Origin of the sequence: Pseudomonas aphyarum, from assembly GCF_028657055.1 — a bacterium.
GTDB lineage: Bacteria > Pseudomonadota > Gammaproteobacteria > Pseudomonadales > Pseudomonadaceae > Aquipseudomonas > Aquipseudomonas aphyarum.
Genome location: NZ_JAMDGS010000009.1, coordinates 145958 through 159479 on the forward strand (window position 1 = coordinate 145958; position 13522 = coordinate 159479).

Sequence of the window (13522 nt, forward strand, 5' to 3'; positions counted from 1 at the left end):
GCCTGAAACTTAAACCGCGTCTCGCGGCAGCATCAATCCCAGTGGCAACCGAACCCGCGCTTCCAGCCCGCCACCGGAGCGGTTGCGCAGTTCGACATTGCCGCCGTGCATCGAAGCAATCCGCTTCACAATCGCCAGTCCCAGCCCGGTGCCCTTCCCGCCCCGCGCCCGATCGCCACGGGTGAACGGGTTGAAGATCGCCTCAAGTTCGGAAGGATCGATCCCCGCCCCACGGTCCATCACGCTCAGCACCACATACGGCGCGCTGGTGTCACCGGACACATAGGCCGCGACGTCCACTCTGCCGCCAGCATGATTCAACGCGTTGCCGATCAGGTTGTTCAGCAAGCGCTTCATCGACACCCGACGCAACGGAAACGGCTGGATCGGCTCCAGACGCAGGCGCACTTTCTCTTCCGTCTGGTTGTAGGGCGCCGCCACTTCACGCACCAGATCACTGAGGTCCACTTCCTCCACCGACTCGTCCCGTCCATCGCGAATGAACGCGAGGAACTGGTCGAGGATCGCGTCCATGTCTTCGATGTCGCGCACCATGTCGTCGGTCAGGTCGGTGCGGTCGCCCATCAGCTCCAGTGACAGCCGCAAACGGGTCAGCGGCGTGCGCAAGTCATGGGATACCCCCGCGAGCATCAGCTCACGCTCGCGACCGGCCTGCTCGACGTCTTCGGCCATCTGGTTGAAGGCACGATAAACCTCGGCCATTTCGCTGGGGGTGTCGCTGATCGGCAGGCGCACACTGCGGCCCTGGCCGAGTTGCCGGGCGGCGTAGACCAGACGTTTCAACGGTTGATTGAGCTGGCTGACAAAAATCCACGCAGACGCCGTGGACAGCAGACCGATCGCCAGGAACCAGCCGAGCACGTTCCAGATTTTCTGACCGCGCAACGGGTGCGGGTACAACGGCACTTTCAACCAGCCATCACCGAGGCTCGGCGCACGAACCCACAAGGCCGGCGGCGAATGCATGCGCAAGCGCACTTCGGTGTCGGCACCCAGTTCCGCCTGCATCTGCCGCTGGTAGATTTCGCTGTACGGCCAGTGCTGTTCGCCTTCCGGCACACCGGCACCGACCACCCGGATCAGCGTGGCGGCATCGGCGATTTTCGCGCGGTTCTCTTCGTCGGCGGCCCAGTAGGCACGCAGCGTCAGGGCGACGCCGTGGCTGTATTGCCGATCCACCAGCACGTCCTCGTTCATCAACAGATAAACCAGGGTCAATGCCTTGGAAAACAATACGACGATGAGCACCAGCCACAGGGTGCGGGAGAAGAAACTTTGGGGGAACCAGACGGGGGTTTTCATGGATAACCGCTACACACTTGCAGGAGCGAGCAATGCTCGCATATTGCGGATTGCGAGTCTGCGCTGACGGCGTTTCCGACCGTTTCCCGCAGACCCGCTCCTACAAATCACCCATCACTTGGTGGAGTTGCCATCCGGCACGAACACGTAGCCGACACCCCAGACGGTCTGGATGTAGCGCGGCTTGGACGGATCAGGTTCGATCATCCGGCGCAGACGGGAAATCTGCACGTCGATGGAACGCTCCAGGGCATCCCACTCACGGCCACGAGCCAGGTTCATCAGCTTGTCGCGGGTCAGCGGCTGACGGGCATTCATCACCAGAGCCTTGAGTACCGCAAACTCACCGGTGGTGAGCATGTGCACTTCGTCGCCGCGTTTGAGTTCGCGGGTGGCCAGGGACAGCACGTAGTCGCCGAACGTGACGTTCTCTTCTTCACTGCCCGGCGCGCCCGGCACCGGTGCGGCCTGACGGCGCAGCACGGCCTTGACGCGAGCCATCAGCTCGTCCGGGTTGAACGGCTTGGCCAGATAGTCGTCGGCGCCCAGTTCCAGGCCCTTGATACGGCTCAGCTCGTCGCCCTTGGCGGTGAGCATGATGATCGGAATCTGATTGTTCGCGCCACGCAGGCGGCGGCAAGCGGTCAGGCCGTCTTCGCCCGGCAGCATCAGGTCGAGGACGACCAGGTTGAACACTTCACGCGACAGCAGACGATCCATCTGCTCGGTATTCGGTACGGCGCGGGCACGGTAGCCCTTGCTGACGAAAAAGCGTTCCAGCAGGCTGCTCAGCCCCGGATCGTCGTCAACGATGAGAATTTTTTCGCCTTCAGCAGTTTGTGCAGTGCTGCTCATTGGATGCTCCTTTTAGCTCGGCGCGCATTATGGCGTAGCTGCCGTTATACGCACCGTGTGCATTGTTAGCAGATTTTTCCTTCACTGCCAGAAAACCGGGGCTTGTGCCTACAGACTGTGTCGCCCCCGAATGACAGAACGCTGGTTATAATGCGCGGCCTTTTGTGTCAGGCAACGTCTGAATCGTTACCGCAGGTGGCCGTCCTTTATTTTCATGGGCGCCGCAGTAATTGTTCGATTTCACGGGTCAACGGGATGCCTTTTGACCCAGGCAGCGGCCAGCATCAAGCCGCCCCACCAGACTCCGGGCCTTCATTTACGCGCCTGCGAGCCTGCTTTCACAATTTGTCAGGTGGTTTTATGGACAGCATCAACAGCCGCATCGCCGAGGAACTCGGCGTACGCCCACAACAGGTCGAAGCGGCCGTCGCGCTACTCGATGAAGGCTCTACCGTTCCCTTCATCGCCCGTTACCGGAAAGAAGTGACCGGCAGCCTCGATGACACCCAACTGCGTCATCTGGAAGAGCGTCTGCGCTACCTGCGAGAACTCGACGAACGGCGCATCAGCATTCTTTCCAGCATTCAGGAGCAGGGCAAACTCACCCCTGAGCTGGAGCGCGAAATCAAACTCGCCGACACCAAGACCCGCCTCGAAGACTTGTACCTGCCGTACAAGCAGAAGCGCCGCACCAAGGGCCAGATCGCCCTGGAAGCCGGCCTCGGCGATCTGGCCGACGGTCTGTTCAACGACCCGTCGCTGGCCCCGGAAGCCGAAGCCGCGCGTTTCGTCGACGCCGAAAAAGGCGTGGCCGACGTCAAGGCAGCGCTGGAAGGCGCCAAGTACATCCTCATGGAGCGCTTCGCCGAAGACGCCAACCTGCTGGAAAAACTGCGCACCTACCTGAAACAGGAAGCCACTCTCAGTGCCCGCGTGATCGCCGGCAAGGAAGAAGAAGGCGCCAAGTTCCGCGACTACTTCGAACACGACGAACCGCTGAAAAGCATGCCGTCGCACCGCGCACTGGCGATTTTCCGTGGCCGCAACGAAGGCATTCTCAGCTCCGCGCTGAAAGTCGGCGAAGAACTGCCGGGCACCCTGCACCCGTGCGAAGGCATGATCGGCCAGCACGTCGGCCTCCAGAACCAGAACCGTCCGGCCGACAAATGGCTGGGTGAAGTGGTGCGCTGGACCTGGAAGGTCAAGCTCTACACACACCTGGAAACCGACCTGCTCGGCGAGCTGCGCGATGGCGCCGAAACCGAAGCGATCAACGTGTTCGCCCACAACCTGCACGACCTGCTGCTGGCCGCCCCGGCCGGCCCGCGCGCCACCCTGGGCCTCGACCCGGGTCTGCGTACCGGTTGCAAAGTCGCGGTGGTCGACTCCACCGGCAAGCTGCTGGATCACGCCACGGTTTACCCCCACGTACCGCACAATAAATGGGATCAGACCATCGCGATTCTAGCCGCCCTGTGCGCCAAGCACTCGGTCGACCTGATCGCCATCGGCAACGGCACCGCCAGCCGTGAAACCGACAAACTGGCCATCGAGCTGATCAAAAAATACCCAGCGATGAAAATGACCAAGGTCATGGTGTCTGAAGCCGGCGCATCGGTGTACTCGGCATCGGAACTGGCAGCCAAGGAATTCCCGGATCTGGACGTGTCGATCCGTGGCGCTGTGTCGATCGCCCGTCGCCTGCAGGATCCACTGGCCGAGCTGGTGAAGATCGATCCGAAATCCATCGGTGTCGGTCAGTACCAGCATGACGTGTCGCAGCTGAAACTGGCGCGCGGCCTGGACGCCGTGGTCGAGGACTGCGTGAACGCCGTGGGTGTGGATGTGAACACCGCCTCCGTGGCGCTGCTGGCGCGGATCTCCGGCCTCAACGCGACCCTGGCGCAGAACATCGTGACTCACCGTGACGAACACGGCGCGTTCAAGACCCGCGCCGCGCTGAAGAAAGTCGCGCGTCTAGGCGAGAAAACCTTCGAACAGGCTGCCGGCTTCCTGCGCGTGATGAACGGCGACAACCCGCTGGATTCCTCGGCCGTTCACCCGGAAGCCTATCCGCTGGTGCAACGCATTGCCGCTGAAACCGACCGCGACATCCGCTCGCTGATCGGCGACGCCTCGTTCCTCAAGCGCCTGGATCCGAAGAAGTTCACCGACGAGACTTTCGGTCTGCCAACCGTCACCGACATCCTGCAGGAACTGGAAAAACCGGGCCGCGACCCGCGTCCGGAGTTCAAGACCGCCGAGTTCCAGGAAGGCGTCGAGGACCTGAAGGACTTGCAACTGGGGATGATCCTCGAAGGCGTGGTGACCAACGTGACCGCGTTCGGTGCATTCGTCGACATCGGCGTGCATCAGGACGGTCTGGTGCACATTTCGGCGCTGTCGGAGAAATTCATCAAGGATCCGCGCGAAGCGGTGAAGGCCGGTGACGTGGTGAAAGTGAAGGTCATGGAAGTCGACATCCCGCGCAAACGCGTCGGCCTGTCGATGCGCATGAGCGACACCCCGGGCGAGAAAATCGACGGTGCCCGTGGCGCGCGTCCAGGCTCGGCGCCACGCCAGTCGCAGGGTTCGGCGCCGCGCAAGGAAACCACCCCGGCGGCTCCAGCCAATAACGCGATGGCGTCGCTGTTCGCCAACGCCAAGCAGTTGAAGAAACGCTGATGGACATTCCGGCCGGGCTCGTCGAGAGCGCGTTTTTCAAGCTGTTGGGCTGCCGCCTGCACAGCCTGGAAACCGGGGTGGCGCAAGTCGCCCTGGCGCTGGAACCCGAACTGCGCAACCGCGGCGGCAAGCTGCACGGCGGCGCACTGTTCAGTCTGGTGGATATCGCCATGGGGCTGGCCTGTTCCAGCACCCACGGCTTTGACCAGCAGAGCGCGACCATCGAGTGCAAGATCAACTACATCCGCGCCGTCTCCGAAGGCGAGGTGATGTGCACGGCGCGGGTGATCCACCCGGGCCGGCGCACGCTGGTGGTCGAAGCCGACGTGATACAGGGCGACAAACTGGTCGCAAAAGCGCAAGGCACGTTCGCTGTCCTGTAGATGTTGTTCATCATTTTGAGTTAATTTCGGCGCTGTGATCGCAGCGTCGGAGTTTTCCTCGCCCGCGTCTGCCAGATTCAGGGACTGAAGTTGGCGTTTCCAATGGGGCTTTCATGGCCCGAAAACCAGGCGAAAACGCCAGTTTCAACTTCACCCTTGTAGACCGTCCTGCCCACCCCCATATTGGGGCGACTGACGCGTGAAGGAATCCAAATTGAGCGAACTTCTCAACCGCCGCCTGGCTCTGCTCGGCGAGCGCGCTAACCTCTCTCTGCTTGAGCAGTGCCTTCACGGTATCGAACGTGAATGCCTGCGCGTGACCGGCGAAGGCCGCCTGGCCCAAACGCCGCACCCTGAAGCCCTGGGTTCCGCGCTGACCAACGAACAGATCACGACCGACTATTCCGAGTCGCTGCTGGAGTTCATCACGCCCGCCCTGCCAGACCCGGCCGACACCCTGGCCAGCCTGGACAAGATTCATCGCTTCGCCTACAGCAAGCTCGGCAACGAGTACCTGTGGAGTCCATCGATGCCGTGCCCGTTGCCGGCCGAGGAAGATATCCCGATCGCCTATTACGGCACCTCCAACATCGGTCAGCTCAAGTACGTCTACCGCAAGGGCCTGGCCCTGCGTTACGGCAAGACCATGCAGTGCATCGCCGGGATTCACTACAACTTCTCCCTGCCGGAAAAGCTCTGGCCGCTGCTGAAAGAAGCCGAAGGCTTTGTCGGCACCGACCGGGATTTCCAGTCGTCGTCCTATATCGCGCTGATCCGTAACTTCCGCCGCTACAGCTGGTTGCTGATGTACCTGTTCGGTGCTTCGCCGGCGCTGGACGCGGGTTTCCTGCGCGGTCGTGCGCACCAGCTGGAACAGCTGGATCCGGACACCCTGTACCTGCCCTACGCCACCAGCCTGCGCATGAGCGACCTCGGTTACCAGAGCAACGCCCAGGCCGGCCTGACCCCTTGCTACAACGACCTGGCGAGCTACACCGACAGCCTGCGCAAAGCGGTGGCGACGCCGTACGCGCCGTACGTTGAAGTCGGCACGCATCAGGATGGCGAGTGGGTGCAACTGAACACCAACATCCTGCAGATCGAAAACGAGTACTACTCCAACATCCGCCCGAAACGCGTGACCTACACCGGCGAGCGGCCGATCCAGGCCCTGATGGCCCGTGGCATTCAGTACGTCGAAGTGCGCTGCCTGGACATCAACCCGTTCCTGCCGATGGGCATCGACCTCACCGAGTCGCGCTTCCTCGACGCATTCCTGCTGTACTGCGCGCTGAACGAAAGCCCGCTGCTGACCAACAACTCCTGCGGCAACGCCACCTCCAACTTCCTCAGCGTGGTCAAGGAAGGTCGCCGTCCGGGCCTGCAATTGCAGCGCGACGGCCAACCGGTCGAGCTGAAGGAATGGGCCGCCGAACTGCTGGAAAAAATCGCTCCGCTGGCGGCGCTGCTGGATCAAAGCCACGGCGGCGATGCCCACAGCAAGGCGCTCGATGCGCAGCTGGCCAAGGTCAAGGATTCGTCCCTGACGCCTTCAGCTCAGGTGCTGGCGGCGATGGCCGCGCACAAGGAAAGCTTCGCGCAATTCTCCCTGCGCCAGAGCCAGGCCCACGCCGAGTTCTTCCGCAGCGAACCGTTGGCGGCCGAGGAACAGGCGAAGTTTGAAGAACTGGCGCGCTCGTCGCTGGCGCAACAGGCTGAGCTGGAGCAGAACGAGGTGGGTGATTTCGACGTGTTTGTCGGGTCGTATCAGGCGAGTATTTTGGCAATCAGCAACTGATCATTCGGCTTTGGATCTTTTCCCCTCACCCTAACCCTCTACCCGAGGGAGAGGGGACTGACCGAGTTGTTAGTGCGAGATACGCCGACCTGAAATACCGAGTCGAACTCCGATTTTGAAAAGCCCCCCGATCAGCTCCCTTTCCCCCTCGCCCCCCTGGGGGAGAGGGTTGGGGTGAGGGGGAAAAGATCTCAAGCCATACCCAAAACTCCAACACCCCCAATACCTCTGCGCCTTAGATTTTTCCGCTCATAAGCTCATTCTAAAAAGTTATTTATTTTTAGATTCTTAGATCATTTAGTCTCCTTTCACGCCGACGCTCGGTCGCCTGATATGGAGCTCTTCAATGAAACTGAATTTCCCGCTTCGCCTGCTGGCCGTGGCCTCTCTGGCTGCTGCGAGTTTCCTGGCTCAGGCCGCCGACCTCACCGTCGCCTACCAGACCACCGTTGACCCGGCGAAAGTCGCCCAGGCCGACGGCGCTTACGAGAAAGCCACCAAGGCCGACATCAACTGGCGCAAATTCGATAACGGTGCCGACATCATTGCCGCCATCGCCTCCGGCGATGTGCAAATCGGTTACCTCGGTTCCAGCCCGCTGACCGCTGCAATCACCCGCAAAGTCCCGGTGGAAACCTTCCTCATCGCCACCCAGATCGGCGCCGCCGAAGCACTGGTCGCCCGTGACGGCTCCGGCATCAAGACGCCGCAGGATCTGGTCGGCAAGAAAATCGCCGTGCCGTTCGTGTCCACCGGTCACTACAGCCTGCTGGCCGCGCTGAAGCACTGGAACATTGACCCGTCGAAAGTCACCGTCCTCAACCTTGCCCCGCCGGCGATCATTGCCGCGTGGAAACGCGGTGACATCGATGCCACCTACGTTTGGGATCCGGCGCTGGGTGTGGCCAAGGAAAACGGCAAAGTGCTGATCACTTCCGGCGAGCTGGCCAAGTTCGGCGCGCCGACTTTCGACGCCTGGATCGTGCGTAAGGACTTCGCCGAGAAACACCCGGAAATCGTTACCGCATTCGCCAAGGTCACCCTCGACGCCTACGCCGACTACCGCAAGGATCCGAAAGCCTGGCTGGCCGACCAGAGCAACGTCGACAAACTCGTAAAACTGTCCGGTGCCAAGGCCAGCGACATTCCTTTGCTGCTGCAAGGCAACGTCTACCCGCTGGCGGCGGATCAGGTCAGTGACCTCGGCGCGCCGACCACCAAAGCCATCACCGACACCGCTGCGTTCCTCAAGGAGCAAGGCAAGGTCGAAGCGGTACTGCCGGACTACGCGCCGTACGTCAGCGCCAAGTACATCACCAACTGATCGGGAGTTAATTGCGATGGCCTTGCTACAGCTGGAGCGCATCAGCGCACAGTACCCCGGCAGCCCGGAACCGGTACTGTCCGACATTTCCCTGACCCTCGGTCCTCAGCAATTGCTGGTGGCCCTCGGCCCGTCCGGCAGTGGCAAGACTTCGCTGTTGAACCTGATTGCCGGTTTCGTCGAACCGAGCGCCGGCCGCATCACCCTCGACAACGTGCCGGTCAAAGGCCCGAGTGCCGAGCGCGGCGTGGTGTTCCAGGACGACGCCCTGCTGCCCTGGCAGGACGTGCTGGCCAACGTTGCCTTCGGTCTGGAACTGGCCGGTGTGGCCAAGGACAAACGCGAACAGCGCGCCCGGGAAATGCTCGCGCTGGTCGATCTTTCCGGTTTTGAACACCGTCGCATCTGGCAGCTCTCCGGCGGTCAAAAACAGCGCGTCGGCCTGGCCCGCGCCCTCGCGGCCGACCCGCGTGTGTTGCTGATGGACGAGCCCTTCGGCGCCCTCGATGCCTTCACCCGCGAACAGATGCAGGAACTGTTGCTGCAAGTCTGGCAACGCACCGCCAAACCGGTGTTCCTGATTACCCACGACATTGAAGAAGCGGTGTTCCTCGCCACCGACCTGATTCTGCTGGCACCGAATCCGGGGCAGATCGTCGAGCGTCTGCATCTCGACTTCGGCCAGCGCTACGCCGCCGGCGAATCGGCGCGGTCGATCAAGTCCGATCCGCGCTTCATCGAAACCCGCGAACACGTGCTCGCCAAAGTGTTCTCGCAACGCAGCGCCGTTCAGCGGCAGGAGCGCGCATGAGCAGTTACGACGTTTCCGCCACCGCCGTGAAACCCGCCGCCACGTCGGTGGTGATTCCCGTGCGCCGCAGCCTCAGCACCCGCTGGATCAGCCTGCTGACCCTGTTCGCGTTGCTGGTGATCTGGTGGGCCGTCACGGCCACCGGCCTGATCGAACCGCTGTTCCTGCCGCCACCGTCCGCCGTGCTGCAAAAAGGCTGGTTGCTGGCGACCACGGGCTACATGGATTCGACGTTGTGGCAGCACCTGGGCGCGAGCCTCAGCCGCATCGGTCTGGGCCTCGGTTTCGCGATTCTGACCGCCGTGCCGGTGGGCATTGCCATCGGCGCCAACCGCATCGCCCGTGGCGTGCTCGATCCGCTGATCGAGTTCTACCGGCCGATTCCACCACTCGCCTATCTGCCGCTGATCGTGATCTGGTGCGGCATCGGTGAATTGTCGAAAGTGCTGCTGATCTACCTGGCGATTTTCGCTCCGATCGCGATTGCCACCGCCACTGGCGTGCGCACCGTCGACCCGGCCAAATTGCGCGCCGCGCAGTCGCTGGGTGCCACCCGCGCCCAACTGATCCGCCACGTGATTTTGCCAAGTGCCCTGCCGGACATTCTGACCGGTGTGCGCATTGGTCTGGGTGTCGGCTGGTCGACGCTGGTCGCTGCCGAACTGATCGCGGCCACCAGCGGCCTGGGCTTCATGGTGCAGTCGGCCGCGCAGTTCCTGGTCACCGATGTGGTGGTGCTGGGGATTCTGGTCATCGCCCTGATCGCCTTCGCGATGGAGATGGGCCTGCGTGCCCTGCAACGCAAACTGGTGCCGTGGCACGGCCAGGCCCACTGATTTTTCAGCACTGACTACCCCGACAGTTTCGGGGCCCCGGAATTGAAGAGAACCACCATGAGCAGCCTGAACATCACCCCTTTAAGCTCGGCCCTCGGCGCACAGATCAGCGGCGTCGACATCAGCCAGCCGCTGAACCTGGAACAGCGCGACGCCATCGAGCAGGCACTGCTCAAATACCAGGTGCTGTTCTTCCGCAATCAACCGATCGAGCCGGCGCAGCAGGCGCGTTTCGCCGCCTACTTTGGCGATCTGCACATTCACCCGATCTACCCGAACGTGCCGGAACAGCCGGAAGTGCTGATCCTCGACACCGCCGTCACCGACGTGCGCGACAACGCGATCTGGCACACCGACGTGACCTTCCTGCCAACCCCGGCCATGGGCGCGGTGCTCAGCGCCAAGCTATTGCCGGAATTTGGTGGCGACACATTGTGGGCCAGCGGGATTGCTGCGTACGAAGCGCTGTCGGCACCGATGAAAGCAATGCTTGAAGGGCTGACCGCGACTCACGACTTCACCCGCTCGTTTCCGCTGGAGCGCTACGGCAACACGCCGGAAGCACTGGCGCAGTGGGAAGCGGCGCGGCGCAAGAATCCGCCTTTGTCGCACCCGGTGATTCGTACGCATCCGGTGAGCGGGCGGCGTTCGTTGTTCGTCAGTGAAGGGTTCACGTCGAAGATCAATGAGCTGTCGGAGACCGAGAGTGAAGCGGTGTTGAAGTTCTTGTTTGCGCACGCGACGCGGCCGGAATTCACCATTCGCTGGCGCTGGCAGAAGGATGACATTGCGTTCTGGGACAACCGCGTGACGCAGCATTACGCGGTGGATGATTACCGGCCGGCGCGGCGGGTGATGCAGCGGGCTACGGTGTTGGGGGATGTGCCGTTTTTTCGTTGAGCCTTTAACGCAAGAGCAAAATCAAAAGCCCCCTCACCCTAACCCTCTCCCGGAGGGAGAGGGGACTGATTGGGGGATGCTTCAGAGATACACCGACCTGAACATCTTGTAGCGAATCCATAATCGACCAGTTCTTTCAGGTCGATGTAAGACGCAAGACACCTCGGTCGGCTCCCTCTCCCTCCGGGAGAGGGCTGGGGTGAGGGCTGCTTATTCTGCTGTCGAAGGCTTCTCCCAAAGATTAATCCCGCCCTCCTGAGCAAACCGGTCAATCTCCGCCAGCTCTTCCGCACTGAAGCTCAAATTTTTCAACGCCCCGACGTTCTCGACAATCTGCTCCGGCCGGCTCGCACCGATCAGTGCCGAAGTCACTCGCGGATCCCGCAGCGTCCACGCCAACGCCAGTTGCGCCAGGCTCTGCCCACGACGTTTGGCGATTTCATTCAACGCCCGCACATGAGCAATATTCGCCTCGGACAAGTGCGAGGCCTGCAACGAACCACCGCCCGGACGATTGACCCGCGCATCCGCCGGCACGCCGTTGAGGTACTTGTCGGTCAGCAGTCCCTGCGCCAGCGGGGTGAAGGCAATCACGCCGGTACCAAGTTCGTCGGTGGTGTCGAGCAGGTCCTTTTCCACCCAGCGGTTGAGCAGGTTGTACGCCGGTTGGTGAATCAACAGCGGCACTTTCCACTCTTTGAGCAACGCAGCGATTTCGCGGGTTTTCACCCCGGAGTACGACGAGATGCCGATGTACAACGCCTTGCCCTGCTGCACCGCCGTGGCGAGGGCACTGGCGGTTTCTTCCAGCGGGGTGTCCGGGTCGAAGCGGTGCGAATAGAAGATATCCACATAGTCCAGGCCCAGTCGTTGCAGGCTCTGGTCGAGGCTGGCCAGCACGTATTTGCGCGAGCCGCCGCCCTGGCCGTAAGGGCCGGGCCACATGTCCCAGCCGGCCTTGCTGGAGATGATCAGTTCGTCGCGATACTGCTTGAAGTCTTCGCGCAGCAGACGGCCGAAATTGGTCTCGGCGCTGCCATAGGGCGGGCCGTAGTTGTTGGCCAGGTCGAAGTGGTTGATCCCCAGATCGAACGCCGTGCGCAGCAAGGAGCGCTGGGTGTCGATCGGCGTGCTGTCGCCGAAGTTGTGCCACAGGCCCAGGGACAGCGCCGGCAGCACCAGACCGCTGCGTCCGACGCGGCGGTAAGGGATGGAGTTGTAGCGATTCCTGGCAGCGGTGTAAGTCATCGAATCCTCTCTTGTCGGTCTTGAATCGGGTGTCGATTGCTACGCAAATCTGTTGCCGGGCCGGGCGAGGCCAAGGTTCTGGCGCAAGGTCCGGCCCTCGTATTCGGTTCTGAACAGCCCACGCCGTTGCAGTTCCGGAACCACGCCATTGGCGAAGTCTTCGAGCCCGCCGGGCAGGTGCGGCACCAGCACGTTGAAGCCGTCCGCCGCGCCCTGCTCGAACCATTCCTGCAAACGGTCGGCAATCTGCGCCGGTGTGCCGACGACGCTGTAATGCCCGCGACCGCCAGCGATTCTGCGACCCAGTTCGGCCAGGGTCAGATGCTCCCGGCCAGCCAGTTCGGTCAGCAGTTTCTGTCGGCTTTGCTGGCCGCTGTCAGTCAGCGGCAACTCCGGCAGCGGCCCGTCCAGCGGGTACTTCGACAGATCGAAGTTGCCCAGCATACGCCCAAGAAGGGCAACGCCAACCTCGGGTTCGACCAATTGCTGAAACGTTTCACATTTTTCCTGCGCTTCGGCTTCCGTCTGCCCGACCACGACGAACACACCGGGCATGATTTTCAGCGAATCGGCGCTGCGTCCGTACTTCGGCAAGCGTCCCTTGAGGTCGGCGTAAAACGCCTGGGCGCTGGCCAGCGAGGTCTGCGCGGTGAACACCACTTCGGCCGTCTGCGCCGCCAGTTCACGCCCGGTTTCCGACGAGCCGGCCTGCACGATCACCGGCTGCCCCTGCGGCGAACGCGCGACATTCAGCGGGCCTTTGACGCGAAAGTGCTCGCCGACGTGATCCAGCACATGCAGTTTTTCCGGGTCGTAATAGGCGCCGCTGGCCTTGTCGCGGATGAAGGCGTCGTCCTGCCAACTGTCCCAGAGCCCGGTGACCACCTGATGAAATTCCCGGGCGCGGCTGTAGCGTTCGGCATGGCCGATGTGTTCGTCGCGGCCGAAGTTCTGCGCTTCGGCGGCGTTGTCCGAGGTCACCAGATTCCACCCCGCTCGCCCGCCCGACAGGTGATCGAGGGAGGCGAATTTACGCGCCACGTGGTACGGCTCGTTGTAGCTGGTGGTGGCGGTGGCGATCAGGCCGATGTGCTCGGTCACTGCGCTCAACGCCGAGAGCAAGGTCAGCGGTTCGAAGTGATCCGAACGGGCCATGCGGCTGGCGATGTCCTGGGTCGGCGCGGCGACGCTGTCGGCGACGAACAGAGTGTCGAACTTCGCTGCCTCGGCAATCTGCGCCAGGCGTTTGTAATGGGCGAAATCCAGTCCGGCGTTGGCCGGTACGTCCGGATGACGCCACGCGGCAACGTGGTGCCCGGTGGCCATGAGGAACGCGCCGAGTTTCAGCTGTCTGCTCAT

General features: G+C 62.2%; 11 protein-coding genes. 7 read left to right on the forward strand and 4 right to left on the reverse strand.

Annotated elements, in window-relative coordinates; all coding sequences use genetic code 11:
- Positions 1–9: 9 nt before the first annotated feature.
- Together M5G18_RS13520 and ompR are read right to left on the reverse strand one after the other, a co-directional pair.
- Positions 10–1323: an ATP-binding protein gene (locus tag M5G18_RS13520; RefSeq protein WP_273897936.1), complete on the reverse strand. Its 1314-nt coding sequence runs from the start codon at positions 1321–1323 to the stop codon at positions 10–12.
- 114 nt (positions 1324–1437) lie between these two features.
- Positions 1438–2178, reverse strand: coding sequence for an osmolarity response regulator transcription factor OmpR (gene ompR / locus M5G18_RS13525; protein WP_007952694.1), 741 nt, complete (start codon positions 2176–2178; stop codon positions 1438–1440).
- Positions 2179–2538: 360 nt separating this feature from the next.
- Here ompR and M5G18_RS13530 point away from each other — a divergent pair, with 360 nt between their 5' ends.
- From M5G18_RS13530 to tauD, 7 genes are all read left to right on the forward strand, one after another.
- A complete protein-coding gene (locus M5G18_RS13530) occupies positions 2539–4863 on the forward strand; it encodes a Tex family protein (protein ID WP_273897935.1) in 2325 nt (774 codons plus the stop codon).
- Positions 4863–5246, forward strand: coding sequence for a PaaI family thioesterase (locus M5G18_RS13535; protein WP_273897934.1), 384 nt, complete (start codon positions 4863–4865; stop codon positions 5244–5246). Before M5G18_RS13530 ends, M5G18_RS13535 begins: the two co-directional genes overlap by 1 nt.
- Before the next feature lie 214 nt (positions 5247–5460).
- Complete coding sequence (gshA, locus tag M5G18_RS13540) at positions 5461–7044, forward strand: glutamate--cysteine ligase (RefSeq protein WP_007952700.1); 1584 nt, start codon at positions 5461–5463, stop codon at positions 7042–7044.
- A gap of 346 nt (positions 7045–7390) precedes the next feature.
- Positions 7391–8368, forward strand: coding sequence for a taurine ABC transporter substrate-binding protein (gene tauA, locus M5G18_RS13545; RefSeq protein WP_273897933.1), 978 nt, complete (start codon positions 7391–7393; stop codon positions 8366–8368).
- A gap of 16 nt (positions 8369–8384) precedes the next feature.
- Positions 8385–9179, forward strand: a complete 795-nt coding sequence (gene tauB / locus M5G18_RS13550; protein WP_007952704.1) for a taurine ABC transporter ATP-binding subunit — start codon at positions 8385–8387, stop codon at positions 9177–9179.
- The gene (gene tauC, locus M5G18_RS13555; RefSeq protein WP_064382739.1) at positions 9176–10015 is read left to right on the forward strand and encodes a taurine ABC transporter permease TauC; all 840 of its coding nucleotides are present in this window, start codon (positions 9176–9178) and stop codon (positions 10013–10015) included. Before tauB ends, tauC begins: the two co-directional genes overlap by 4 nt.
- Positions 10016–10072: 57 nt before the next feature.
- Positions 10073–10915: a taurine dioxygenase gene (gene tauD, locus M5G18_RS13560; protein WP_273897932.1), complete on the forward strand. Its 843-nt coding sequence runs from the start codon at positions 10073–10075 to the stop codon at positions 10913–10915.
- Between the two features lie 210 nt (positions 10916–11125).
- Here the strand turns inward: tauD and mgrA are convergent, their stop codons facing one another.
- A complete protein-coding gene (gene mgrA / locus M5G18_RS13565; RefSeq protein ID WP_273897931.1) occupies positions 11126–12163 on the reverse strand; it encodes an L-glyceraldehyde 3-phosphate reductase in 1038 nt (345 codons plus the stop codon).
- Positions 12164–12202: 39 nt separating this feature from the next.
- Positions 12203–13522, reverse strand: a complete 1320-nt coding sequence (locus M5G18_RS13570) for an LLM class flavin-dependent oxidoreductase (RefSeq protein ID WP_273897930.1) — start codon at positions 13520–13522, stop codon at positions 12203–12205.

What these genes read in the sequence shown, in the direction of transcription:
- tauC (WP_064382739.1), top strand. Translation starts at nt 9,176, where the DNA reads ATGAGCAGTTACGACGTTTCCGCCACCGCCGTGAAACCCGCCGCCACG.
- tauA (WP_273897933.1), top strand. Translation starts at nt 7,391, where the DNA reads ATGAAACTGAATTTCCCGCTTCGCCTGCTGGCCGTGGCCTCTCTGGCT.
- M5G18_RS13520 (WP_273897936.1), bottom strand. Translation starts at nt 1,323, where the DNA reads ATGAAAACCCCCGTCTGGTTCCCCCAAAGTTTCTTCTCCCGCACCCTG.
- ompR (WP_007952694.1), bottom strand. Translation starts at nt 2,178, where the DNA reads ATGAGCAGCACTGCACAAACTGCTGAAGGCGAAAAAATTCTCATCGTT.
- mgrA (WP_273897931.1), bottom strand. Translation starts at nt 12,163, where the DNA reads ATGACTTACACCGCTGCCAGGAATCGCTACAACTCCATCCCTTACCGC.
- tauB (WP_007952704.1), top strand. Translation starts at nt 8,385, where the DNA reads ATGGCCTTGCTACAGCTGGAGCGCATCAGCGCACAGTACCCCGGCAGC.
- M5G18_RS13535 (WP_273897934.1), top strand. Translation starts at nt 4,863, where the DNA reads ATGGACATTCCGGCCGGGCTCGTCGAGAGCGCGTTTTTCAAGCTGTTG.
- M5G18_RS13570 (WP_273897930.1), bottom strand. Translation starts at nt 13,522, where the DNA reads ATGAGCAGACAGCTGAAACTCGGCGCGTTCCTCATGGCCACCGGGCAC.
- tauD (WP_273897932.1), top strand. Translation starts at nt 10,073, where the DNA reads ATGAGCAGCCTGAACATCACCCCTTTAAGCTCGGCCCTCGGCGCACAG.
- M5G18_RS13530 (WP_273897935.1), top strand. Translation starts at nt 2,539, where the DNA reads ATGGACAGCATCAACAGCCGCATCGCCGAGGAACTCGGCGTACGCCCA.